The sequence below is a fragment of the Streptomyces fulvorobeus genome, assembly GCF_013167895.1.
Taxonomy (GTDB): domain Bacteria; phylum Actinomycetota; class Actinomycetes; order Streptomycetales; family Streptomycetaceae; genus Streptomyces; species Streptomyces fulvorobeus.
Genome location: NZ_BLWC01000001.1, coordinates 3,698,050 through 3,720,739 on the forward strand (window position 1 = coordinate 3,698,050; position 22,690 = coordinate 3,720,739).

The window sequence follows — 22,690 nt, forward strand, 5'->3', positions numbered from 1 at the left end:
CCGGGGTCTGCCGGGCGCGCGGCACCGGCTCGCTCACAGCTCCAGCCGGAAGCAGTACGCCTGCTGCCCGGAGACCGGGGTCGTGAAGGTCTCGGCCTGCCGCATGCCGAGCCGCCGGGCCACCGCGAGCGAGCGTATGTTGCGCGAGTCGACCATCGCGACGACGTCCTTCACCCCGGCCGCCCGTACCCGCTCCAGGGCGGTGCGGGCGGCGGCGGTCGCGTAACCGCGCCCCCAGGCGGCCCGGCCGAGCCGCCAGCCGATCTCGGTCTCACCCACCGGCCCGTAGGCGGTGTGCGGCCACGGCTGGGCGCCGGTGAAGCCGAGCACCTCGCCCGGGTCGTCCAGCACGGTCCACAGGCAGTGGCCGAGCTCCGCGTCGTGGCGGCGCTGGCGCGCGGTCAGCTCCTCATACACGGAGAGTTCCGCCGGCCTGCCGCCGAGGAACTCCATCACCTCGGGGTCCGCGAACACCCGGTGCCAGGCGAAGGCGTCCTCGTCGGTCGGGACGCGCAGACGTACGGCGGGGGTCGGACCAGCTGCGATCGGCATCGGGGAGCCCTTCGGAGAGTTGACCGGCGTGCCCCCATAGACTGCACGGGACCTGTGCCGAGCGGCACACGATTCCGATTCCTCGGGAGATCCGACCGTGACCGAGCCCCTCTCCGAACACAGCGCGGATGTGATCGTCGTCGGGGCGGGCCCAGCCGGCTCCACGACCGCGTACTACCTGGCCAAGGCCGGACTGGACGTCCTCCTCCTGGAGAAGACGGCGTTCCCGCGCGAGAAGGTGTGCGGCGACGGCCTCACCCCCCGCGCGACCAAGCAGCTCGTCTCCATGGGGATCGACATCTCCGAGGAGGCCGGCTGGCTCCGCAACAAGGGGCTGCGCATCATCGGCGGCGGCGTCCGGCTCCAGCTGGACTGGCCCGACCTCGCCTCGTACCCGGACTACGGACTGGTCCGCAAGCGTGACGACTTCGACGAGCAGCTGGCCCGGCAGGCGCAGAAGGCGGGCGCGCGGCTGTACGAGCGCTGCAACGTCGGCGCCCCGGTCCTCGACGAGCGCACCGGCCGCATCACTGGTGTGCACGCGAAGTTCGGCGAGGAGAAGACCGAGGTCACCTTCCACGCCCCGCTCGTCGTCGCCGCGGACGGCAACTCCACCCGGCTCTCCCTCGCGATGGGTCTGCACCGGCGCGAGGACCGCCCGATGGGCGTCGCGGTGCGTACGTACTTCACCTCGCCCCGTCACGAGGACGACTACCTGGAGTCCTGGCTGGAGCTGTGGGACCGCCGCGGCGCCGAGGACCGGCTGCTGCCGGGCTACGGCTGGATCTTCGGCATGGGCGACGGCACGTCCAACGTCGGCCTCGGCATCCTCAACTCCTCCTCCGCCTTCAAGGAGCTGGACTGGCGCGAGGTCCTCAAGGCGTGGTGCGCGTCCATGCCGCAGGACTGGGGCTACACCCCCGAGAACATGACGATGCCGATCCGGGGCGCCGCGCTCCCGATGGCCTTCAACCGCCAGCCGCACTACACCAAGGGGCTGCTGCTGGTCGGTGACGCGGGCGGCATGGTCAACCCGTTCAACGGCGAGGGCATCGCGTACGCCATGGAGTCCGGGCAGATCGCGGCGGACGTCATCGTCCAGGCACACGCCCGCGCGACCCCGGCCCAGCGCGAACTGGCCCTGAACAACTACCCGAAGGTGCTCAAGGAGACCTACGGCGGGTACTACACGATGGGCCGCGCGTTCGTGAAGCTCATCGGCAACCCGAAGGTGATGAAGATCGCGACGCAGCGCGGCCTGACCCACCCGGTCCTGATGAAGTTCACCCTGAAGATGCTCGCCAACCTGACCGACCCGACGGGCGGCGACGCGATGGACCGCATCATCAACGGTCTCGCGAAGGTGGCTCCGAACTCCTGATCATGCGAGATCGGCCGCCCGGCACCTGACTGGACGGCCCGGCCCACGCCGGTTGAACCCTCAGACGTAGTAGAAGGCGTTCTTCCGCCGGTAGGGAAAATCTCGCGGATGTTGCGTACGTAGCCGCTGCCGCTGCCACTGGCGGCTGCTCGACCTGACGCGGGGCGCTCCCCGGAAGTGAGCCCACGACTTCGCCCGCCGAGTGCGTACGGCACCGGCGGGCGGAGTGAGCAAGGGCCGCCTACCAGCCGTGTTCGGTGAGTGCGCCGTTCCCCCGGAGGTAGCCGAGCAGGCCGGCGGCAGGGTACTCGATGATGTCCTCGGGCAGTTCGTGCACAGAGAACCATTCGAGGCCGAGACACTTCTCGGGCTCGCGGTTGACCGGTTCGCTCTCCCACTCGGTCGCCTCGAAGAACAGACCGATGCGCTCGGTGTCGTCCTCCTGTCTGTGGTGCACAGTGTGGACGAGCGTCAGATGCCCGGGGTCGACCTCGACGCCGGTTTCCTCACGCAGCTCGCGGGCGGCGCCGACGGTGAGCGGCTCTCCCTGGTCGAGCTTGCCGGAGGGCGCGTGCCACCTGCCGTAGCCATAGGGTCCACCGCGCTGAGACAGCAGGATCTTGTCACCGGTGCGCAGGATCACGTGTGTGTCGATGACGGGGGCTGCGGGTGCTGGGGCCATGGGTTCACCGTATGGTCGTCGGGTCTGGTGGGGCTTTAAACGCTACTCCCGTCCGGGGGTAGCACGTCGGAGATTCGGGCCGCTACCTCCGAAGGGGATGCCTCGGTGGAGTCGAGTACGAGAACGTGCACGCCTAGGTTCCTCATGGTCTGTGCGGCCTCGGTATAGAGCTCGACCTCACGGGCGGGGCCCTCGGGTCGTCGTGGAATCGGTGGCGCTTCCCGCGCTCGGCGAGTCGGGCGCCGATGGCGACCGGTTCGGCGGTGAGGATCACGGCGAGGTCAGGCAGCAGGATGTCGGCGTTCAGGTCGAGCAGGAACTGCTCGGGCACACCGTCGAGCTGTTGCAACACGAGGGACGACGCGAGGTACCGATCGCAGACGACGGTGAAGCCGGTGCCCAGCAGGGGCCGCAGGTCCCTGTCGATGTGTTCGTACCGGTTGGCGGCGACGAGACACGCGAGTGCGCGACCGCTGAGAGAGTCTGCACTCTTGCGGGTGAACTCGCCGAGGGCGCTTGTCGAGGGCTCGGTTGTGCTGTGGACGGTTCGGCCGTCGTTGCGCAGCAGGCGGTCGAGTTCTGCGAGTGTGGTGGACTTCCCGACGCCACTCGGGCCGTCAAGGGTGACGAACACGCCCGAACGGCGGGTCATACGACGATCCCCCTCTGGTTCCGGTCATGCTGCTCGCGGGTGAGCGTCGCGAGGGTGGCACGCAGCCTGGGCAGGGGGACGGTGCCGAACTGGAAGTTCACTGAGAAATTGAACTCATCGCGGGCGCGCATGGACTCGTCGGCGCCGTCTGCGGTGAGGTCGACGTCGGAGTAAGCGAGCAGTTTGTCGGGGTCGTGGCCGGCGGTGGTGAGCTCCTGCCAGACCGGTGTACCGGGGTAGGGGCGGAACTCGAACACACTCGCCCGGAAGCGGCCGGGGCTGTGGTCGGCGATTTTCCACAGGTTGTGGATGTGGAGCACGGTGGCGTCGAGGTCTTCCTGCTCTTCGCCCGGGTAGCCGAGGATGAAATAGCCCTTTACGCCGATGCCTTTTTTGAGCAGGCGCTCGGTCACGTCCTCGGTCATCTCCGCCGTGATCCGCTTGTCCATGACAGCGAGCACGCGGTCGCTGCCGGACTCGATCCCGAGGGCGACCTCGCGCAGACCGTTCGCCTTGAGCGTGTCGAGCATGTCGTCGTCAAGACGGTCGATCACGTTGATCCGTCCAGTGGCGTCCCAGACGTACCGGTCACCGATGCCGTGCCGGGTGAATGCCTCCATCTGCGGCGCGATCACCCGCTTGGCGCCGAGGAAGAGGTCGTCCACGAAGCGGAACGCGGTCACTCCGTGGGAGTCGTGCAGGTGGTCGAGTTCGGCGACGATGCCCTCGGGTGACCGAGGCCGGATCTTGACGTCCGGGTTCGCCGAGACTGCCGCGCCACAGAACGTGCAGTCGTAAGGGCACCCGCGTGAGCCGACGATGTTCGCCTCGGTCCGCCCGTCATCGGCAACGTAGGGGTCTTGCGGCAGGAACACGCGGTTCACGAGCGGCAGGGCGTCGATGTCCGGACCGAGCCAATGAGCCTTGTTCCCGCGAGTCATGCCGACGGCGTGTGTACCGAGCAGGCGGTCGCGCCACATCACCCCCGGCAACTCGGTGCGACGGTGCTCGTCGTCGAGCAGGGCGGCGACGCGGGTCTCGCCCTCACCGATCACGAGGGCACGCAGGTTCGCCATACGGGGATCGTCGAGGATGCGGGTAGGCATGGCACGGGCATGGTGTCCGCCGACCATGAGCGCGATCCCGGGGTCGAGGGCGGCGGCGATTCGGGCCGACATCTCGTACGTGGGGGCGAGCAGGTTCATGCCCGTCCAGCGGGGCGGGCGGTGTTTACGACTCGGATGGTTTCCTCGATGCCGAGGCCGTGTGCCTCGGCGTCCAGGACCCCCACGTTGAACCCCCCGACATGCTGCGCGTACGTGGCGATGTACGCCATGCCGAGCACAGGCAAGGTGTAGTCGTTGGTCCGGGGCCGCAGGCCGTAGTCGCGTAGCGGGGCGTTGACGAACAGGGCGTCGAGCGCGCGGTTCGGGTCGGCGCCTGCGATCAGATCAGTGGTTGCGTGTTCCTCCGTGGCCGTTAAGGTCATTGCTCCCCCAAGTGAGTGTGAACAGGGTCAGGGCGTGCAGGTGGGTGCGGTCGGGCGCCCAGCGGTGCCACAGGGCCTCGAACGGTGCTTCGGCTCTCGGCAGGGCGAGACCGGGTGCGGCTTTGTCGGCCCACGTGCGCACGGCGAGGTCGCCGTGCGGGTAGATCGAGAAGTCGCCCGTGTAGTCGGCGACGGCTGCCGCGGCCGTCCACGGGCCGATGCGGGGCACCTCGACGAGCTCCTTGATCAGGCATTCAGCGTCGAGGGTGGTCCAGTGCTCGCCGCGATCGAGGTATGCCTCGGCGGCGGCTCGCAAGGCCGTGCGGTTGAATTTGGCGCCGACAGCCGCGAACCCGTCGTCGGAGATGTCGAGGACGGTCTCGGGGGAAGGGGCCAGAGCGAGCCGACCGGCCGGAGTGACGAAGCTACGGCCGTACGCGGTGTAGAACGCCCGGTGTCGCTTCCGGGCCTGCGCGGCGGTAACCACCTGCCGGAGGAGGGCGGTCGTGACCGCGTCCCACAACGAGGGATTCGTGAGCCGGGCCACCGTACCGAGGCAAACCAACTCGTCGAGCAATGGCGTCGCTTCGCTGGGTGTGGGCAGGTCGATTGAGGAGGTATACGCGACGGAGGGCTGCTCGCCGACGTCGGGGTCGAGGGGTGGAACAGTAGGTGCTCGCGGTCGCGTTCCCAGTGGGCGAGCCAGGCAGCGCCCTGATGCTCGACGACGCGTACGGGCTCACCATCCGGGGTCTCGTACCAGGCCGGGTGTTCTGTGATGACCGTTGTACTCATGAACACGATTCCGTTCGGTGCTGTTTCGATGACACCCACAGTGTGCGGATCCCAGCGGCGTCAACGAGTGGTATCGCACAGGTCGCACGATCCACTCGATGTGACGGCCCTTGCGCAGCATGAGGACGAACCCGCAGCGCTCCCCGCGATGAAGCGCGGCGGGCGCCTGCACCCAGCCGCCCTGGTCGGACCAGTAGAGGACTCGGGCGAGTTCGCGCGGGGTAAGCCCGAGGACGTGGCTGACGCGGAGCTGGATGTTGGATGGCGCGGATGGCTTCCTGCGGAGTGGCCAGAATGCGGAGGTCGACCGGTTCGGGACGGAAGCAGGTGGCGGGGGCGCACCGCAGGGACTCGAAGCGGAAGCCGCGGTCGAGGCGCAGGGTGGCGGGTGTGGCGGTACGAGGTGGTGTACGCATGGTCGACCGTCCGATCGCAGCGTCAGTCAAGGGAACCTGCGTCAATGGGACAGCAGGTAAAAGAAGTTACGTCGTCAGAGGGGCGGCCCTGCTGCTATCACGGCCGACGTGCGCGGCGCATGGTGACGGTAGCGTCACGTCACAGTGCGGCGCAAGGGTGCTCCGGAGCATATGTGTCAGAGCTGCAAAAGTGCCCCCGGCATGGGCAGGGGGCACTCGACGTTCAGGGCGACAGGTGTCTAACGGGCGAAATGATCGAATTCGCCAGCCTTGACTCCCTCGATGAATGCGGAAAACTTGCTCCGGCTCGTGACGGTCACCACGCCTGGTTCATCGCTCTCGCGCATCAGGATTTCTCCGGCATGCTCCGCGATCTCGACGCACTGCTCGCCGCCGCCACCGGAGAACGAAGACTTCTGCCACTCAATTTCTGCGCTCATGCTGGGATTCTCACAGGTCTCGTGCGATGTGGTGAATAAGGCTGCGCGACTCCTCGGGCTTCATGGAAACCCGCTGGGCGAAGTCGAGTTGCATCCGGTACTTGTTCAGGTCGGCGGCGGCGTCAAGGTAGACGCCGCCGAAGGGCGCGTCGATGTGCACGGTGTCGAGCTGGGGTACGACCCCGCCCGTGTACAACACCGTCTGGGTGACCTCGACGAACTCCTCGCTGGTGAAGGGGATCACGCGGAGTGTCGCCCAGGGGTGCTCGGTCGCCTCCAGAAGGTGTTCGAGCTGACGGCGTGCGACCTTCCGTCCACCGACGCGCATCCGCAAGGCGGCCTCGTGTACAACGGCCTCGAACTTCGGGGGCTTCTCCCGGTCGAAGACGGACTGCCGTCGCATGCGGTGCTCGATCCGCGCCTCGACCTCGTCACCGGGCAATGAGGGAAGCACTCCGGCGAACAGCGCGCGTGCGTACTCCGGTGTCTGCAACACCCCCGGAAGTGTCACGGACTGAAGGCAACGCATGTAGCACGCGTGGTGCTCCAGCTCAGCGATGTCCAGGAAGCCGGGGGCGAGTACACCACGGTATTCGTCCCACCAGTGCTGGCCGCGGTGCTCTCGCGCGATGGTGCACAGTGCGTCGATCAGCGCCCTGTCGTCGCAGGCGTAGAAGGTGGCCAGACGCCGGATGCGATCCTCGCTGACGCCGATGCGGCCAGCCTCTATGTGGCTGATCTTGGCCTGATCGGTGGAGATGAGCCCGGCGGCTTCGCGCGCGGTCCTGCCCGCGTGCTCGCGCAGCTTCCGTAGCTCTCCGCCAAGGCGCGCTTGGCGAGCAGTCGGGTTGTCCCTCGGCGGCATGTCACCTTCCCCTGTCCGGCCACAATCTTGCCCGTACCCCCTCGTCGGTCCACCCGGGCGTGTGAATCCTTTCGACAACCTTGTCCCGTAGCATGTATGCACCCTACGGTATGTGCAGCACCGCAACACGTGCCGTCAGGTCTGAAGTGCAGCCACCCGCGACGCAGTTGAGTCGCAGGTGGTCAATGCCACGGACCCGGACCACGCGTGGCGTGTACGAGACCAGATCCCGTAGGGAGACCGTGACATGACCTCCGTAACCCTGACAGACCTCCGTAACCGCCCTGCCACCCACCACTCCGCACATCCCGCCACGCGGCGAGCGCGACCGCCTCACCGTGCCGAGCGGCCCCACCGCCCCCGAATCGCCCGGGACTTCGTGGGCAGTGTGCTGTGCAGCACCGGGTGCCCCCCGCTCGCGGATGATGCCCGACTCTGCGTGAGCGAGCTCGTGACCAACGCGCACTGCCACACGCGGTCCCGGCTGGTCCCGGTGGAGGTGATCATGAGGCTGAGGCAGGTGACGGTGTACGTCAGTGATGATGGGACGGGTTCGCCACCGAGGCCCGAGGAACCACCGCGCGGGCAGCCGAGCGAGAACGGGCGTGGGCTCCTGCTGGTGTCCGGTCCGGCGATCCGCTGGGGAGTCGCGGCGCGAGGCGGCGGCAGAGATATGCGTACACGGTCTGGTTCACCCTCGGTGGCCCGGCTACTTGAAGCCCGGTGGACCATCCGTCCTGGCCGAGCGGCCCCGACCCCCTGAGCCGGCGGCCCGGTCCTCACATGTCGTGCACCGCGGTCTTCGCGGTGGAGACGAAGGTCAGGACCGACTTCCAGAACGGGTCGTAGCCGGCGTCGAACGCGCGGACGGCGTCGGTGTCGCCCGCGATCGACGCCTCAAGGGCCCTGAACGGCGGCTGCGTCGCGAGCCGCAGCCGCTCCGCCGCCTCCGCGACGTGGTCAGGGCCTTCGAGAGCCACGACCCAGACGAAGTGGCGCAGCTTGCTGTACTCCTCGCGCAGGCGCAGCCGGACCTCGCGCAGTTCCGGGGTCCGGGTCTCCGGGGTTCCGGACCCGTGGATGTCCGACACCCGCCAGTACAGGTCGGCCATCCGGTGGGCCTGCTCGATGAGATCCACGTACGCGGCCCTGCGAGTCTCCCGGATGCGGACGGACCGCTGCGTGCGGGCGGCGGCGTCCGCCTGGGTCCTGGCGGCCTGAGCCGTACCCCGGCTGGTCACCCAGCTCGCCAGGACCGCGGTGCCCGCGGTGAGTGAGGCGATCCAGAGAGCGCTGTCGGCCATGCGCCACAGTTTGCCTGCTCATGCCAATCAGATGTGTCCCGGTCTCCGGCAGCGGCCTGAATCCTTCCTGGCCGAAAGCGGTGGATGCCGAGGGCGCCGCGCTGGTAGCGTCCGGGCCATGTCGACCCCGAGTCGGACAGACGGTAGCCACCGGTCCGCCGGTGGCCGGGCCTCTGCCGCACTGAACCGAACAGACCCGAGCGGTCGCGGGCTTCGGCGACGGCGCCCCGCCCACGGCCGGACCCTCGCGGTGTGGGCCGCGTTTCCTCCAGCCTCGTCCCGCCGTGCTGTCCGCCGCGCGGGCGCGGCGCGGCCCACCCCTCGTACACCGGTCGTTCCACCGACGGTTCCGTCCAAGGGGTCTCTCTCATGCCATTCGCTGTCTACGTGCTCGGGCTGGCGGTCTTCGCCCAGGGCACCTCGGAGTTCATGCTGTCCGGACTTGTCTCCGGCATCGCCACCGACCTGGGGGTGTCCCTGCCCGCGGCAGGGCTGCTCACCTCCGCTTTCGCGGTGGGGATGGTGATTGGGGCGCCGCTCACCGCCCTGCTCAGCCGCACCTGGCCGCGCCGCCGCGCCTTGCTGTTCTTCCTCTCCGTCTTCGTCGCCGTCCATGTGATCGGGGCGCTCACCCCGGGATACGGGGTGCTGCTCGCCACCCGGGTCGTCGGGGCTCTCGCCAACGCCGGGTTCTGGGCCGTCGCCCTGATGACCGCGCTCGCGATGGTCGAGCCGCACGCCAGGGCGCGGGCCACCGCCGTCGTGGTCGGCGGGGTCACCGTCGCCTGCGTGGTGGGAGTGCCCGCCGGAGCGGCGCTCGGCTCCCTGTGGGGCTGGCGGTCGGCGTTCTGGGCGGTGGCGCTCGTCTCCGTACCGGCGCTCGTCGCGCTGGCCGGGGTCGTCCCGGCGGGTCGGCCGGACTCCGGCGGGAGGGGTGCGCGCGGCGAACTGCGGGCCCTGGGCCGCCCGCGGCTCCTGCTGACCCTGCTCGTCATGGCGCTCGTCCAGGGGGCGACGTTCTGCGCGTTCTCGTATCTGGAGCCGCTGGTCACCCGCGTCACCGGATTCGGCGGGGGGTGGGTGCCCGCGGTCCTCGCGCTGTTCGGCGCGGGCTCCTTCATCGGCGTCACCGTCGCGGGCCGCGTCGCGGGGACCCGTCAGGCCGCGCTCGCCGGGTCCGGAGTGAGCGCCCTGCTCCTCGGCTGGGCGGCGCTCGCGCTCGCGGCGGGCAGTCCGGTGGCGACGCTCCTCCTGGTCCTCCTCCAGGGCGCGCTGGCCTTCGCGACGGGGACGGCCCTCATCACCCGGGTCCTCCAGCTGGCCCCCGACGCACCGACCATGGCGGGCTCGTTCGCCACGGCCGCCTTCAACGTGGGCGCGGCGCTGGGCCCGTGGCTCGGGGGCCTGGCCATCGGGGCGGGCTTCGGCTTCCGCGCGCCGCTCTGGGTCAGCGCGCTCCTGACGGGAGCGGCCCTCGTTCCGGCGGCGGTCCTCGTGTTCGCGGGGACGGCCACCGCGCGCCGCACCGGCCCGGCCGGCTCCGGCGCACCACGAAGGGCCGTCACTCCCGAGCGGGGGAGTGACGGCCCTTCGGCACGTTTCGACGTGGGTGAGCGCTCGTGAATCAGAGAACGCGGACCGCGCCGGTCGGCATGTCGTAGTCCATGGAGCGCTGCACGGTACCCGTGCTGGAGTTCTGCGCGCCGACGAACTGGCCGCCGCCCACGTAGATCGCGACGTGGTACGCGCTGCCCGCGCCGCCCCAGTAGAGGATGTCGCCGGGCTGGACGTCGCTCAGCGAGACCTGGGTGCCGGCCGTCGACTGGCTCTGCGAGACGCGCGGCAGGTCGATGCCCACCGAGGCGTACGCGGCCTGGACGAGTCCGGAGCAGTCCCACGAGTTGGGTCCTGTGCCACCGGCCACGTAGGCGTCGCCGACCTGGGCCTTGGCGAAGGCCACGATGGAGGCCGCGGAGCCCGTGGCGCTCGACGAGGAGTACGAGGTGGCGGAGGAGGAGGCGGGAGCGGCCACGGAGTTGGAGGAGGAGGAGGAGCCCGTGGAGGCGCTGAGCGTCGTGCGCTCGGCGGCCCTGGAGGCGCGCTCGGCGGCCTCTTCGGCCGCCTCGGCCTTCGCCCTGGCGGCGGCCTCCGCCTTCTTCTCGGCCTCTGCCTTGCGTACGGCCTCCGCCTTGGCCTTCTTGGCGCTCTTCGCGGCGGTCTCCGCGGCCGCCTCTTCGTGGGCCCGCGTCTCCAGGTCGAGGGCGACCTGCTGCGTCGCCTCGGCGGACGCGGCGACGGCGGGGGAGAGCCCGGCGGTGATGGTGGGCATCTCGATGGTCTGCGTCACCGGCTCGGCCTGAGCCGGGCCGGCGGCGCCTGCGACCGCGATGGTGCTGAGGACGCCACCGGCAACTCCGGCTCGCAGTGCCGTCTTCGAAGCACTCTGGCGGGGTTTCCGGTGGCTGGGTATGTGAGCGGTGTGGGACATGAGAACTAGCGTTATCAGGCCATCAGGGGCCCCTTCAAGAAAAGTGTGTTGCGACACAGTTACGTCCGGAACCTGTGAATCCGCTTGCTGGGGACCCTTATTGACGCCGTAACGGGCATAACGGACAGAGGTCATCTCTGCCGTGATCACGGCCTTTCGGTAATACGCCCGAATTGCCCGCCGCTTACCATCTGTTCAGACCGATGGCCAAGCCCGCTTTACTTCGCACCTACCCGGCGTGACGCAGGTCACAGGGCGAGTCCACCGTGACGGGCAATCACGCGGACCGGCGGGGGCGCGGGGGCGGGGTCCCCCGGGCGGGGCTGACGGAGTGTCAGGCCGGAGCGGGGCGGGGTGGATCGCGCGGCCCGCTACGGGCTGCCCGGGTGCGCGGCGCCCCCGCGTCCGGAAGTTCGTGAATGGATGCACATGTCCACATCGCTCCCCGCGCGCCCTCCTTCCGGGTGAGTGCCGGATGTCGCCGACTCCTTTACCACTCGTCGCCGTCCATCTCCAATTTGCCTGAGCGCCCGCTCGGTTGATAGCGACCACCCCTTTGACCAGCGGTAACGGCGCCAGATGTCACGTCTCGTGATCACTCGGCCGCTTCGCGTACGAAGATCACCGCTCATCCGGCTTCATGATCGTTCGTCGGGTGGTGGAGATCACAAAGACGTAGCGGCACCCCGTGTCGCAGATCACAGGGCGGCAGGCATAGGATGCGGAGCAGTCGGGCTTGTGAACTGCCTCACATGTGCACGATCTTGGTGAGGTGGCGAGCCGGTCGCCCGATGCGGTCCAACGGTCAAGGACGACTGGAAGGAGCGAGGAGCGTGAATGCCTACGCGCCCATCCTCGTGCTCGGCGCCCTCGGGGCAGGGTTTGCGATCTTTTCTGTGGTCATGGCCACGCTTATCGGCCCCAAGCGCTACAACCGGGCAAAGCTCGAAGCGTACGAGTGCGGTATCGAACCCACCCCCACTCCGGCCGGCGGCGGCCGCTTCCCGATCAAGTACTACCTGACGGCGATGCTGTTCATCGTCTTCGACATCGAGATCGTCTTCCTCTATCCCTGGGCGGTCACCTTCGACGCCCTGGGGATCTTCGGGCTCGTGGAGATGTTGCTCTTCGTGCTCACCGTCTTCGTCGCCTACGCGTATGTGTGGCGCCGCGGCGGCCTGGAATGGGACTGAGGGGCTGAGGGGCACCATGGGACTCGAAGAGAAACTGCCAAGCGGCTTCGTGCTGACGACGGTGGAAGAGGCCGCCGGCTGGGTACGGAAGTCATCCGTCTTCCCCGCCACCTTCGGCCTCGCCTGCTGCGCCATCGAGATGATGACGACCGGAGCCGGGCGCTACGACCTGGCCCGCTTCGGCATGGAGGTCTTCCGCGGTTCGCCGCGGCAGGCGGATCTGATGATCGTCGCGGGACGGGTCAGCCAGAAGATGGCGCCCGTCCTGCGGCAGGTCTACGACCAGATGCCGAACCCCAAGTGGGTCATCTCCATGGGGGTTTGCGCATCATCGGGCGGAATGTTCAACAACTACGCCATCGTGCAGGGTGTGGACCACATCGTGCCGGTCGACATCTACCTGCCGGGATGCCCGCCGCGTCCCGAGATGCTGATCGACGCCATCCTCAAACTCCACCAGAAGATCCAGGGCACCAAGCTCGGGGTCAACGCGCAGGAGGCCGCCCGCGAGGCGGAGGAGGCGGCCCTCAAGGCACTGCCCCTCATCGAGATGAAGGGGCTGCTGCGATGAGCGACGAGCTGAACACCAACAGCGGTCAGGTGCCCGCCCCGCGGGACGAGACCGGCGAGGTCATCGGCGTACGCAAGGGGATGTTCGGCGCCTCCAGCGGCGGCGACACCTCCGGCTACGGCGGCCTCGTCCGTACCGTCACGCTGCCGGGACCCACGGCCCGCCCGTACGGCGGCTGGTTCGACGAGGTGGCCGACGAGCTCGAAGGGGCCCTGGAGGAGCAGGACCTGCTTCCCGCCGAGGCCATCGAGAAGACCGTCGTCGACCGGGGCGAGCTCACCTTCCACATCGCCCGGGAACACCTCGTGCGGGTCGCCAGGACCCTGCGCGACGACCCGGCCCTGCGCTTCGAGCTCTGTACGGGCGTGAGCGGCGTCCACTTCCCCGGGGACGTGGGCCGGGAGCTGCACGCCGTCTACCACCTGCGCTCGCTCACCCACGGCCGGCTGATCCGCCTGGAGGTGTCGGCCCCGGACAGCGATCCGCACATCCCGTCCCTCGTCGCGGTCTACCCGACCAACGACTGGCACGAGCGCGAGACGTACGACTTCTTCGGGCTCGTCTTCGACGGTCATCCGGCCCTGACCCGGATCATGATGCCGGACGACTGGCAGGGCTTCCCGCAGCGCAAGGACTACCCCCTCGGCGGCATCCCCGTCGAGTACAAGGGCGCCCAGATCCCGGCTCCGGACCAGCGGAGGTCGTACTCCTGATGACCACTCCCCACGCGACTCCCCGCGCCACGACCGAGGGGACCGTATACACGGTCACCGGCGGCGACTGGGACGAGGTCGTCGAGTCGGCGCTCAAGGCCGACGACGAGCGCATCATCGTCAACATGGGTCCCCAGCACCCGTCCACGCACGGCGTGCTGAGGCTGATCCTGGAGATCGACGGCGAGACCGTCACCGAGGCCCGCTGCGGCATCGGCTACCTCCACACCGGCATCGAGAAGAACCTCGAATTCCGGAACTGGACGCAGGGCACCACCTTCGTCACGCGCATGGACTACCTGACGCCGTTCTTCAACGAGGCCGCGTACTGCCTCGGCGTCGAGAAGCTGCTCGGCATCGAGGACCAGATCCCCGACCGGGCCACCGTCCTGCGCGTCCTGCTGATGGAGCTCAACCGGATCTCCTCCCACCTGGTGTGCATCGCCACCGGCGGCATGGAGCTCGGCGCCACCACGATCATGATCTACGGCTTCCGCGACCGTGAACTCGTGCTCGATCTCTTCGAGCTGATCACCGGTCTCCGGATGAACCACGCGTTCATCCGGCCCGGCGGACTCGCCCAGGACCTGCCCCGGGCGCGGTCGACCAGCTGCGCGAGTTCATCAGGACCATGAAGAAGAACCTGCCGGAGTACGACAAGCTCGCCACCGGCAACCCCATCTTCAAGGCCCGCATGCAGGACGTCGGCTACCTCGACCTGGCCGGCTGCGTGGCGCTCGGCGCCACCGGCCCCGTCCTGCGCTCCGCCGGACTCCCGCACGACCTGCGCAAGAGCGACCCGTACTGCGGGTACGAGACCTACGAGTTCGACGTGCCCACCGCGGACACCTGCGACTCCTACGGCCGCTTCCTCATCCGGCTTGAGGAGATGCGCCAGTCGCTGCGGATCATCGAGCAGTGCCTGGACCGGCTGGAGCCGGGACCGGTCATGGTCGCCGACAAGAAGATCGCCTGGCCCGCGCAGCTCGCGCTCGGCCCGGACGGCCTCGGCAACTCGCTCGACCACATCAGGAAGATCATGGGCACCTCCATGGAGGCCCTGATCCACCACTTCAAGCTGGTGACCGAGGGCTTCAGGGTCCCGGCGGGACAGACGTACACCGCGATCGAGTCGCCCAAGGGCGAACTGGGCGCGCACGTCGTCTCGGACGGCGGCACCCGGCCCTACCGGGTCCACTTCCGTGACCCGTCCTTCACCAACCTCCAGGCCATGGCGGCGATGTGCGAGGGCGGCCAGGTCGCCGACGTCATCGTCGCCGTCGCGTCCATCGACCCCGTGATGGGAGGCGTCGACCGGTGACCGGAATCAACCAAGAGGTCAGTCTGGGGATGCCGCAGCTCCCCGCCCCCGGCTACCCGGCCGAGGTGCGCGCCCGGCTCGAAGCGGACGCGAAGGAGGTGATCGCCCGCTACCCCGGCAGCCGCTCCGCGCTGCTGCCGCTGCTCCACCTCGTGCAGTCCGAGGAGGGGTACGTCTCCCGTACGGGCATGGCCTTCTGCGCCGAACTGCTCGACCTCACCACCGCCGAGGTGAACGCGGTCGCGACCTTCTACACGATGTACCGGCGCCGGCCGAGCGGTGACTACCAGGTCGGTGTCTGCACCAACACCCTGTGCGCGGTCATGGGCGGCGACGCCATCTTCGACCGGCTCAAGGACCACCTGGGCGTCGGCAACGACGAGACGACCGAGGACGGCAAGGTCACGCTCCAGCACATCGAGTGCAACGCGGCCTGCGACTTCGCCCCCGTCGTGATGGTGAACTGGGAGTTCTTCGACAACCAGACGCCCGAGAGCGCGACGGAGCTCGTCGACGACCTCATCGCGGGCCGGACGGTGGAGCCCACCCGCGGCGCCCCGCTCTGCACGTACAAGGACACGGCCCGCATCCTGGCCGGCTTCCCCGACGAGCGCCCCGGCGCCGTCGAGGCCACCGGCGGGGCGGGCCCCGCCTCGCTGATCGGGCTGAAGCTCGCCAAGGGTGAGGTCCCGCACGCGCGCGTGGTCGCCCCGCGAGGCGAGTCCCCCCGGGACGAACCGCACAAGGGCGCCGAGCACCTCAGCTCCCACGACGCGCCGGAGAAGACCTCGGCATCCGACCCGGACCATCCGTCCGGTCCTGTCGCCGAGGAGGGGAAGTGATGACGTTGGCCGCCGAGCTCGACAAGAACGGGACCAGCCCCGACAAGCTGCTTGCGCCGGTCCTGTCCGCCTTCTGGGACGAGCCGGAGTCCTGGACGCTGGAGACCTACCGGCGCCACGACGGCTACGAGGGCCTGCGCAAGGCCCTCGCCATGTCGCCGGACGACCTCATCGCGTACGTCAAGGACTCCGGTCTGCGCGGACGCGGGGGCGCCGGCTTCCCCACCGGGATGAAGTGGCAGTTCATCCCGCAGGGCGACGGCAAGCCGCACTACCTGGTCGTCAACGCCGACGAGTCGGAGCCCGGGACCTGCAAGGACATCCCGCTCCTCTTCGCCAACCCGCACAGCCTCATCGAGGGCATGGTGATCGCCTGCTACGCGATCCGCTCCTCCCACGCCTTCATCTACCTGCGCGGCGAGGTCGTCCCCGTACTGCGGCGCCTGCACGAGGCGGTCCGAGAGGCGTACGAGGCCGGATACCTCGGCAAGAACATCCTGGCCTCCGGGCTCGACCTCGAACTCACCGTGCACGCGGGCGCGGGCGCCTACATCTGCGGTGAGGAGACGGCGCTGCTCGACTCGCTCGAAGGACGGCGCGGCCAGCCCCGGCTGCGCCCGCCCTTCCCCGCGGTCGCCGGTCTGTACGCCTGCCCCACCGTGGTGAACAACGTCGAGTCGATCGCGTCGGTTCCCGCGATCCTGCACCGGGGCAAGGACTGGTTCAGGTCGATGGGCAGCGAGAAGTCCCCGGGCTTCACGCTGTACTCGCTCAGCGGGCACGTCACGAGCCCCGGCCAGTACGAGGCCCCGCTCGGCATCACACTGCGCCAGCTCCTGGACATGAGCGGCGGTATGCGGGCCGGCCACCGTCTGAAGTTCTGGACGCCCGGCGGTTCCTCCACCCCGATGTTCACCGAGGAGCACCTCGACGTCCCGCTCGACTACGAGGGCGTCGGCGCCGCCGGTTCCATGCTCGGCACCAAGGCGCTCCAGTGCTTCGACGAGACCACCTGCGTGGTCAGGGCCGTCACCCGCTGGACCGAGTTCTACGCCCACGAGTCCTGCGGCAAGTGCACACCCTGCCGCGAAGGCACCTACTGGCTGGTCCAGCTGCTCCGCGACATCGAGGCGGGCAGGGGTCAGATGTCGGACCTGGACAAGCTCAACGACATCGCCGACAACATCAACGGCAAGTCCTTCTGCGCCCTCGGCGACGGTGCCGCCTCGCCGATCTTCTCCTCGCTGAAGTACTTCCGCGAGGAGTACGAGCAGCACATCACGGGCCAGGGCTGCCCCTTCGATCCCGCCAAGTCGACCGTCTGGGCCGACGACAAGAACGCTCACCGGGGGGTGAACGCATGACAGTCACCACGAGTGCGCCCTCCGGGGGCGGCGAGGCGGCGGTCCCGCCCGAGGACCTCGTCACGCTGACCATCGACGGCATCGACATCAGCGTGCCCAAGGGCACCCTGGTCATCCGGGCCGCCGAACTCCTCGGCATCGAGATCCCGCGCTTCTGCGACCACCCGCTCCTGGACCCCGTGGGCGCCTGCCGCCAGTGCATCGTCGAGGTCGAGGGCCAGCGCAAGCCGATGGCGTCCTGCACGATCACGTGCACCGACGGCATGGTCGTGAAGTCGCAGCTCACCTCGCCGGTCGCGGAGAAGGCCCAGAAGGGTGTGATGGAGCTGCTGCTCATCAACCACCCGCTGGACTGCCCCGTCTGCGACAAGGGCGGCGAGTGCCCCCTGCAGAACCAGGCGATGTCGCACGGCGACACCGACTCCCGGTTCGACGGCAAGAAGCGCACGTTCGAGAAGCCCGTCCCGATCTCCCCCAGGTGCTGCTGGACCGTGAGCGGTGCGTGCTCTGCGCGCGCTGCACCCGGTTCTCCAACCAGGTGGCGGGCGACCCGATGATCGAGCTGCTCGAGCGCGGCGCCCTCCAGCAGGTCGGTACGGGGCAGGGCGACCCCTTCGAGTCGTACTTCTCAGGCAACACCATCCAGATCTGCCCGGTCGGGGCGCTGACCTCGGCGGCGTACCGGTTCCGCTCCCGCCCCTTCGACCTGGTGTCCTCGCCCTCGGTGTGCGAGCACTGCGCGGGCGGCTGCGCGACCCGCACCGACCACCGGCGCGGCAAGGTCATGCGGCGCCTGGCCGCCAACGACCCCGAGGTCAACGAGGAGTGGCTCTGCGACAAGGGCCGCTTCGGCTTCCGGTACGCCCAGCAGCGCGACCGGCTCACCACGCCGCTCGTACGCAACGCGGACGGCGTGCTGGAACCGGCGAGCTGGCCCGAGGCACTGGAGACGGCGGCCCGCGGGCTCGCCGCCGCCCGGGGCAGTACCGGTGTCCTCACCGGCGGCCGGCTGACCGTCGAGGACGCGTACGCGTACAGCAAGTTCGCGCGGGTCGCCCTCGACACGAACGACATCGACTTCCGGGCCCGCGTCCACAGCAGCGAGGAGGCCGGCTTCCTCGCCGCCCGGGTGGCCGGGCGCGGCCGTGACCTGGACGGCGGCGGTGTCACGTACACCTCGCTGGAGAAGGCCCCGGCCGTCCTGCTCGTCGGTTTCGAGTCCGAGGAGGAGGCGCCCGGCGTCTTCCTGCGGCTGCGCAAGGCCAACCGGAAGCACGGGCAGCGCAGCTTCGCCCTCGCCTCGCACGCGACGCGCGGTCTCACCAAGGCGGGCGGCACTCTGCTTCCCGCCGCGCCCGGCACCGAGACCGAGTGGCTGGACGCGCTCGCGGGCGGTGTCGGCCTCGACGCTGAGGGAACCTCCGCGGCAGAGGCGCTGCGCGGCCCCGGCTCGGTGATCGTCGTCGGCGAGCGTCTTGCCGGAGTGCCGGGCGCGCTGAGCGCGGTCGTGCGGACGGCCGCCGCCACCGGCGCCACGCTGGTGTGGATTCCGCGGCGGGCCGGCGAGCGGGGCGCGGTGGAGGCGGGCGCACTGCCTTCGCTGCTGCCCGGCGGACGCCCGGCGACCGACCCGCGGGCCAGGGAGGAGGTGGCGTCCCTCTGGGGCGTCGCCGCACTGCCCGCCCGCTACGGCCGCGACACCGGCCAGATCGTCGAGGCCGCGGCCACCGGCGAGCTGGGCGCGCTGCTCGTGGCCGGTGTGGAGACCGTGGACCTGCCGGACCCGGCCCGGGCGCTCGAGGCGCTGGACCGGGTCGGTTTCCTGGTCTCGCTGGAGCTGCGGCCCAGTGACGTCACCCGGCGGGCCGATGTGGTGTTCCCGGTCGCCGCGGTCGCCGAGAAGTCCGGCACCTTCCTCAACTGGGAGGGCCGGGCCCGGATGTTCGAGGCGGCGCTGAAGCCCGAGCAGATGACGCGGACGCTCGCCCCGAGCGACGCCCGGGTGCTGCACATGCTGGCCGACGCGCTGGACGTGCACCTGGCACTGCCGGACCTGAGGGCGGCCCGGCGCGAGCTGGACCGGCTCGGCGGCCGGCAGGGCGGATTCGCGGACGACCCGCGCGAACCGAGCCGCCCGCTGCCCAGGCCCGGCGACGGCGAGGCGGTCCTCGCGGGCCACCGGATGCTGCTCGACCTGGGCCGCCTCCAGGAGGGCGACGAGGCGCTGGCCGGCACCCGGCACGCGGCCGTGGCCCGGCTGTCGGCGGCCACCGCGGCGGAGACCGGAGTGAAGGACGGCGACCTGCTGGCCGTCACAGGACCCACCGGCACGGTCGTCTTCCCGCTGGCCGTCACCGTCATGCCCGACCGGGTGGTCTGGGTGCCGCTGAACTCCGCGGGAAGGGGCGTCCCCGCCGACACGGGCGCGGAACCCGGCGGCCTCGTCCGGATCGGCCCCGCCGCCGTACTCCCCGCTGACTCACCGGAGGTGCGAGCGTGACCGGCCTCGCTCAACTCGCCGCCGCACCGCAGGGCGTGGTGCTCGCCGCCGAGGATCTCTCGATGTTCGGCACCGACCCCTGGTGGCTCGTCGCCGTCAAGGCGGTCTTCTGCTTCGCGTTCCTGATGCTGACCGTGCTCTTCTCCATCGTGTGGGAGCGCAAGGTCGTCGCGTGGATGCAGCTGCGCATCGGACCCAACCGGCACGGCCCCTGGGGCATGCTCCAGTCCCTCGCCGACGGCATGAAGCTCATGCTGAAGGAAGACGTCATCGTCAAGCGGGCGGACAAGGTCGTCTACGTCCTGGCGCCGGTCATCGCCGCCATCCCCGCGTTCATGGCGATCGCGGTGATCCCGTTCGGCCCCGCGGGCAACGAGGTGTCGATCTTCGGGCACCGCACGGCGATGCAGCTGACCGACCTGCCGATCGCGATGCTGTACATCCTCGCGGTGGCCTCGGTCGGCATCTACGGCATCGTGCTGGCGGGCTGGTCCTCCGGATCGACGTACCCGCTGCTGGGCGGATTGCGCTCCTGCGCCCAGATGATCAGCTACGAGATCGCGATGGGCGCCGCGTTCGCCTCGGTGTTCCTCTACTCCGGGTCGATGTCGACCTCGAAGATCGTGGAGGCGCAGGAGGACCGCTGGTTCATCATCCTGCTGCCGGTCTCCTTCATCATCTACGTCGTCACGATGGTCGGCGAGACCAACCGTGCCCCGTTCGACATGCCGGAGTCCGAGGGCGACCTCGTCGGCGGCTTCAACACCGAGTACTCGTCGATCAAGTTCGCGATGTTCATGCTCGCCGAGTACGTCAACATGGTCACCGTCTCCGCCGTCTCGGTGACCCTGTTCCTGGGCGGCTGGCGGGCTCCGTACCCGGTCAGCACCTTCTGGGAGGGCGCGAACCACGGCTGGTGGCCGATGCTCTGGTTCGTCCTCAAGGTCCAGCTGCTGCTGTTCTTCTTCATCTGGCTGCGCGGCACGCTGCCCCGCGTGCGCTACGACCAGCTGATGAAGCTCGGCTGGAAGGTCCTGATCCCGGTCTCGGTGGTCTGGCTGATGCTGGTCGCCACCGTCCGGGCGCTGCGCAACGAGGGCTACGACTTCTCGAAGATCGTCCTGTACGTCGCCGGAGCCGTGATCGCGATCCTGCTGATCTCCTTCGTCGTCGACATCTTCCGGGACCGCAAGGCCAAGGAGGCGGAGGCGGCGGCCGGACCCGAGCCCGCGTTCGACCCGATGGCGGGCGGTTTCCCGGTGCCGCCACTGCCCGGGCAGACCCTGCCGCCGGTGCCGCGGCGCCGGTCACGAAGCGAGCGCGAGCTCGTTGTCAGTGGCGGGCCGGATACTCACAGTGACGAGAGTGCGAGTGACGGAAAGGAGGCTGACGGTGTCTGAGTCATCAGAGCCCTCAGGGGAGAAGTTCCAGAATCCTGTGGCCGGCTTCGGCGTGACCTTCAAGGCCATGTTCAAGAAGCGGCTGACGGAGCAGTATCCGGAGACGCCCAAGGTGACGGCGCCGCGCTTCCACGGCCGGCACCAGCTGAACCGTCATCCGGACGGCCTGGAGAAGTGCGTCGGCTGCGAGCTGTGCGCCTGGGCCTGTCCGGCCGACGCGATCTACGTGGAGGGCGCGGACAACACCGAGGAGGAGCGCTACTCCCCGGGTGAGCGCTACGGCCGCGTCTACCAGATCAACTACGCGCGCTGCATCCTGTGCGGACTGTGCATCGAGGCGTGCCCCACCCGGGCGCTGACGATGACGAACGAGTTCGAGCTCGCCAACACCACCCGCGAGAGCCTCATCTACACCAAGGACGAGCTGCTCGCCGGACTGGACGAGGGCATGGTCGACAGTCCGCACGCGATCTTCCCCGGCATGGACGAACAGGACTACTACCGGGGCCTGGTGACCGGTGCGGCGCCGGGTACGGAGCGCCAGAGCGCGCTCTCCAAGGGCGAGGGCCGCGAGTCCGCGGTGGACGAGGGGGTGGACGCATGACCGGCCTGGCCGCGGCTGCCACCACCTCGACCGGCGAGGCCGTCCAGTTCTGGATCCTCGGCACGGTCGCCGTGATCGGCGCGCTCTCCACCGTCCTGCTGAAGCGGGCGGTGCACAGCGCGCTGTCACTCGCCGGGACCATGATCATCCTGGCGGTCTTCTACCTGGCGAACGGGGCGTACTTCCTCGGTGTCGTCCAGGTCGTCGTCTACACCGGCGCGATCATGATGCTGTTCCTCTTCGTGGTCATGCTCGTCGGCGTCACGGCGGCGGACTCCCTGAAGGAGACGCTCAAGGGCCAGCGCTGGCTGGCCCTCGGCTGCGGGCTCGGCTTCGGCATCCTGCTCGCCGCGGGCATCGGCAGTGCCTCGCTGAACAACTTCAACGGCCTCGGCGCGGCCAACGCGGCGCACGGGGGCAACGTCGAGGGGCTCGCCAACCTCATCTTCACCAAGTACGTCTTCGCCTTCGAGATCACCGGCGCCCTGCTGATCACGGCGACCGTCGGTGCGATGGTGCTCACGCACCGGGAGCGCACCGAACGGGCGAAGACGCAGCGGGAGATGTCCGAGGAGCGGGTGCGCAGCAGCCACCTCCCGCCGCTGCCCGCCCCGGGTGTCTACGCCCGGCACAACGCGGTGGACATCGCGGGCCTGCTCCCGGACGGCACCCCGTCCGAACTCACCGTCATGCAGACGCTGCGCAGGCGCGGCCAGATGCGGGACGTGTCGAACGAGGCACTGGCCGACCTCAAGGCGCTGGAACAGCGCTCGGAGGCGCGGCTGGGCCGTGACAACGACGAAGAGGAGGTCGCCAAGTGAACCCGGTCAACTACCTCTACCTCGCGGCCCTTTTGTTCACGATCGGCGCCTCCGGGGTGCTGGTCAGGCGTAACGCGATCGTGGTGTTCATGTGCGTGGAGCTGATGCTCAACGCCTGCAACCTCGCCCTCGTCACGTTCTCCCGGATGCACGGCAACCTCGACGGGCAGATCGTCGCCTTCTTCACGATGGTCGTCGCCGCCGCGGAGGTCGTGGTCGGCCTCGCGATCATCGTGTCGCTCTTCCGCTCCCGCCACTCGGCCTCGGTCGACGACGCCAGCCTGATGAAGCTGTAAG

At 69.4% G+C, this 22,690-nt stretch carries 22 protein-coding genes and 2 pseudogenes; 14 read left to right on the forward strand and 10 right to left on the reverse strand.

Annotated elements, in window-relative coordinates; all coding sequences use genetic code 11:
- Positions 1-33: 33 nt before the first annotated feature.
- On the reverse strand, positions 34-552 hold the full coding sequence (locus tag Sfulv_RS16805; protein ID WP_173314806.1) for a GNAT family N-acetyltransferase: 519 nt from the start codon (positions 550-552) through the stop codon (positions 34-36).
- Positions 553-649: 97 nt separating this feature from the next.
- Here Sfulv_RS16805 and Sfulv_RS16810 point away from each other — a divergent pair, with 97 nt between their 5' ends.
- Positions 650-1,933 carry a geranylgeranyl reductase family protein gene (locus Sfulv_RS16810; RefSeq protein WP_173314809.1) on the forward strand — a complete coding sequence of 428 codons (1,284 nt, stop codon included), beginning with the start codon at positions 650-652 and terminating at the stop codon, positions 1,931-1,933.
- 241 nt (positions 1,934-2,174) lie between these two features.
- Here Sfulv_RS16810 and Sfulv_RS16815 read toward each other — a convergent pair whose 3' ends face one another.
- The 7 genes from Sfulv_RS16815 to Sfulv_RS16840 form a co-directional block, all read right to left on the reverse strand.
- Positions 2,175-2,615 (reverse strand): NUDIX hydrolase, encoded by a 441-nt coding sequence (locus Sfulv_RS16815; protein ID WP_173314812.1) that lies wholly within the window; start codon positions 2,613-2,615, stop codon positions 2,175-2,177.
- A 142-nt stretch (positions 2,616-2,757) separates the two neighbouring features.
- Positions 2,758-3,267 (reverse strand): dTMP kinase, encoded by a 510-nt coding sequence (gene tmk / locus Sfulv_RS16820; protein WP_256668960.1) that lies wholly within the window; start codon positions 3,265-3,267, stop codon positions 2,758-2,760.
- Positions 3,264-4,472 (reverse strand): B12-binding domain-containing radical SAM protein, encoded by a 1,209-nt coding sequence (locus Sfulv_RS16825; protein ID WP_256668961.1) that lies wholly within the window; start codon positions 4,470-4,472, stop codon positions 3,264-3,266. The genes tmk and Sfulv_RS16825 overlap by 4 nt, the downstream gene beginning before the upstream one ends.
- On the reverse strand, positions 4,469-4,756 hold the full coding sequence (locus Sfulv_RS30505; protein ID WP_256668962.1) for a hypothetical protein: 288 nt from the start codon (positions 4,754-4,756) through the stop codon (positions 4,469-4,471). The genes Sfulv_RS16825 and Sfulv_RS30505 overlap by 4 nt, the downstream gene beginning before the upstream one ends.
- Positions 4,719-5,303 carry a DNA glycosylase family protein gene (locus Sfulv_RS16830; protein ID WP_173314815.1) on the reverse strand — a complete coding sequence of 195 codons (585 nt, stop codon included), beginning with the start codon at positions 5,301-5,303 and terminating at the stop codon, positions 4,719-4,721. Before Sfulv_RS16830 ends, Sfulv_RS30505 begins: the two co-directional genes overlap by 38 nt.
- Positions 5,304-6,206: 903 nt before the next feature.
- Positions 6,207-6,407 (reverse strand): DUF397 domain-containing protein, encoded by a 201-nt coding sequence (locus Sfulv_RS16835; RefSeq protein ID WP_173314818.1) that lies wholly within the window; start codon positions 6,405-6,407, stop codon positions 6,207-6,209.
- A 10-nt stretch (positions 6,408-6,417) separates the two neighbouring features.
- Positions 6,418-7,272 carry a helix-turn-helix domain-containing protein gene (locus Sfulv_RS16840; protein ID WP_173314821.1) on the reverse strand — a complete coding sequence of 285 codons (855 nt, stop codon included), beginning with the start codon at positions 7,270-7,272 and terminating at the stop codon, positions 6,418-6,420.
- A 247-nt stretch (positions 7,273-7,519) separates the two neighbouring features.
- Here Sfulv_RS16840 and Sfulv_RS31510 point away from each other — a divergent pair, with 247 nt between their 5' ends.
- Positions 7,520-8,035, forward strand: a complete 516-nt coding sequence (locus Sfulv_RS31510; RefSeq protein WP_371874677.1) for an ATP-binding protein — start codon at positions 7,520-7,522, stop codon at positions 8,033-8,035.
- Between the two features lie 16 nt (positions 8,036-8,051).
- Here the strand turns inward: Sfulv_RS31510 and Sfulv_RS16850 are convergent, their stop codons facing one another.
- Positions 8,052-8,576, reverse strand: coding sequence for a hypothetical protein (locus tag Sfulv_RS16850; protein WP_173314827.1), 525 nt, complete (start codon positions 8,574-8,576; stop codon positions 8,052-8,054).
- A gap of 369 nt (positions 8,577-8,945) precedes the next feature.
- Between Sfulv_RS16850 and Sfulv_RS16855 the strand changes: the two genes are divergently transcribed.
- Positions 8,946-10,199 (forward strand): Cmx/CmrA family chloramphenicol efflux MFS transporter, encoded by a 1,254-nt coding sequence (locus Sfulv_RS16855; protein ID WP_173314830.1) that lies wholly within the window; start codon positions 8,946-8,948, stop codon positions 10,197-10,199.
- 1 nt (position 10,200) lies between these two features.
- Here the strand turns inward: Sfulv_RS16855 and Sfulv_RS16860 are convergent, their stop codons facing one another.
- Entirely contained in the window at positions 10,201-11,064 is an 864-nt protein-coding gene (locus Sfulv_RS16860; protein WP_173314833.1) for a C40 family peptidase, read from the reverse strand.
- An 833-nt stretch (positions 11,065-11,897) separates the two neighbouring features.
- Between Sfulv_RS16860 and Sfulv_RS16865 the strand changes: the two genes are divergently transcribed.
- The 11 genes and pseudogenes from Sfulv_RS16865 (at position 11,898) to nuoK (ending at position 22,689) form a co-directional block, all read left to right on the forward strand.
- Entirely contained in the window at positions 11,898-12,257 is a 360-nt protein-coding gene (locus Sfulv_RS16865; protein WP_003992243.1) for an NADH-quinone oxidoreductase subunit A, read from the forward strand.
- A 16-nt stretch (positions 12,258-12,273) separates the two neighbouring features.
- Positions 12,274-12,828, forward strand: a complete 555-nt coding sequence (locus Sfulv_RS16870; RefSeq protein WP_173314836.1) for a NuoB/complex I 20 kDa subunit family protein — start codon at positions 12,274-12,276, stop codon at positions 12,826-12,828.
- Entirely contained in the window at positions 12,825-13,541 is a 717-nt protein-coding gene (locus Sfulv_RS16875) for an NADH-quinone oxidoreductase subunit C (protein WP_173314839.1), read from the forward strand. The genes Sfulv_RS16870 and Sfulv_RS16875 overlap by 4 nt, the downstream gene beginning before the upstream one ends.
- Positions 13,541-14,862: pseudogene (locus Sfulv_RS16880) on the forward strand (NADH-quinone oxidoreductase subunit D). Before Sfulv_RS16875 ends, Sfulv_RS16880 begins: the two are co-directional and overlap by 1 nt.
- A gap of 29 nt (positions 14,863-14,891) precedes the next feature.
- Positions 14,892-15,704, forward strand: coding sequence for an NADH-quinone oxidoreductase subunit NuoE (gene nuoE, locus Sfulv_RS16885; RefSeq protein WP_173317933.1), 813 nt, complete (start codon positions 14,892-14,894; stop codon positions 15,702-15,704).
- Positions 15,704-17,068 (forward strand): NADH-quinone oxidoreductase subunit NuoF, encoded by a 1,365-nt coding sequence (gene nuoF, locus Sfulv_RS16890; protein ID WP_173314842.1) that lies wholly within the window; start codon positions 15,704-15,706, stop codon positions 17,066-17,068. The genes nuoE and nuoF overlap by 1 nt, the downstream gene beginning before the upstream one ends.
- Positions 17,065-19,568, forward strand: a pseudogene (locus Sfulv_RS16895) (NADH-quinone oxidoreductase subunit G). The gene nuoF and the pseudogene Sfulv_RS16895 overlap by 4 nt, the downstream one beginning before the upstream one ends.
- Complete coding sequence (nuoH, locus tag Sfulv_RS16900) at positions 19,565-20,968, forward strand: NADH-quinone oxidoreductase subunit NuoH (protein WP_173314845.1); 1,404 nt, start codon at positions 19,565-19,567, stop codon at positions 20,966-20,968. Before Sfulv_RS16895 ends, nuoH begins: the two are co-directional and overlap by 4 nt.
- On the forward strand, positions 20,961-21,572 hold the full coding sequence (gene nuoI, locus Sfulv_RS16905; protein WP_173314848.1) for an NADH-quinone oxidoreductase subunit NuoI: 612 nt from the start codon (positions 20,961-20,963) through the stop codon (positions 21,570-21,572). Before nuoH ends, nuoI begins: the two co-directional genes overlap by 8 nt.
- Entirely contained in the window at positions 21,569-22,393 is an 825-nt protein-coding gene (locus tag Sfulv_RS16910; RefSeq protein ID WP_173314851.1) for an NADH-quinone oxidoreductase subunit J, read from the forward strand. The genes nuoI and Sfulv_RS16910 overlap by 4 nt, the downstream gene beginning before the upstream one ends.
- Positions 22,390-22,689, forward strand: coding sequence for an NADH-quinone oxidoreductase subunit NuoK (gene nuoK, locus Sfulv_RS16915; RefSeq protein ID WP_173314854.1), 300 nt, complete (start codon positions 22,390-22,392; stop codon positions 22,687-22,689). Before Sfulv_RS16910 ends, nuoK begins: the two co-directional genes overlap by 4 nt.
- The last annotated feature ends 1 nt before the right edge of the window (position 22,690 follow it).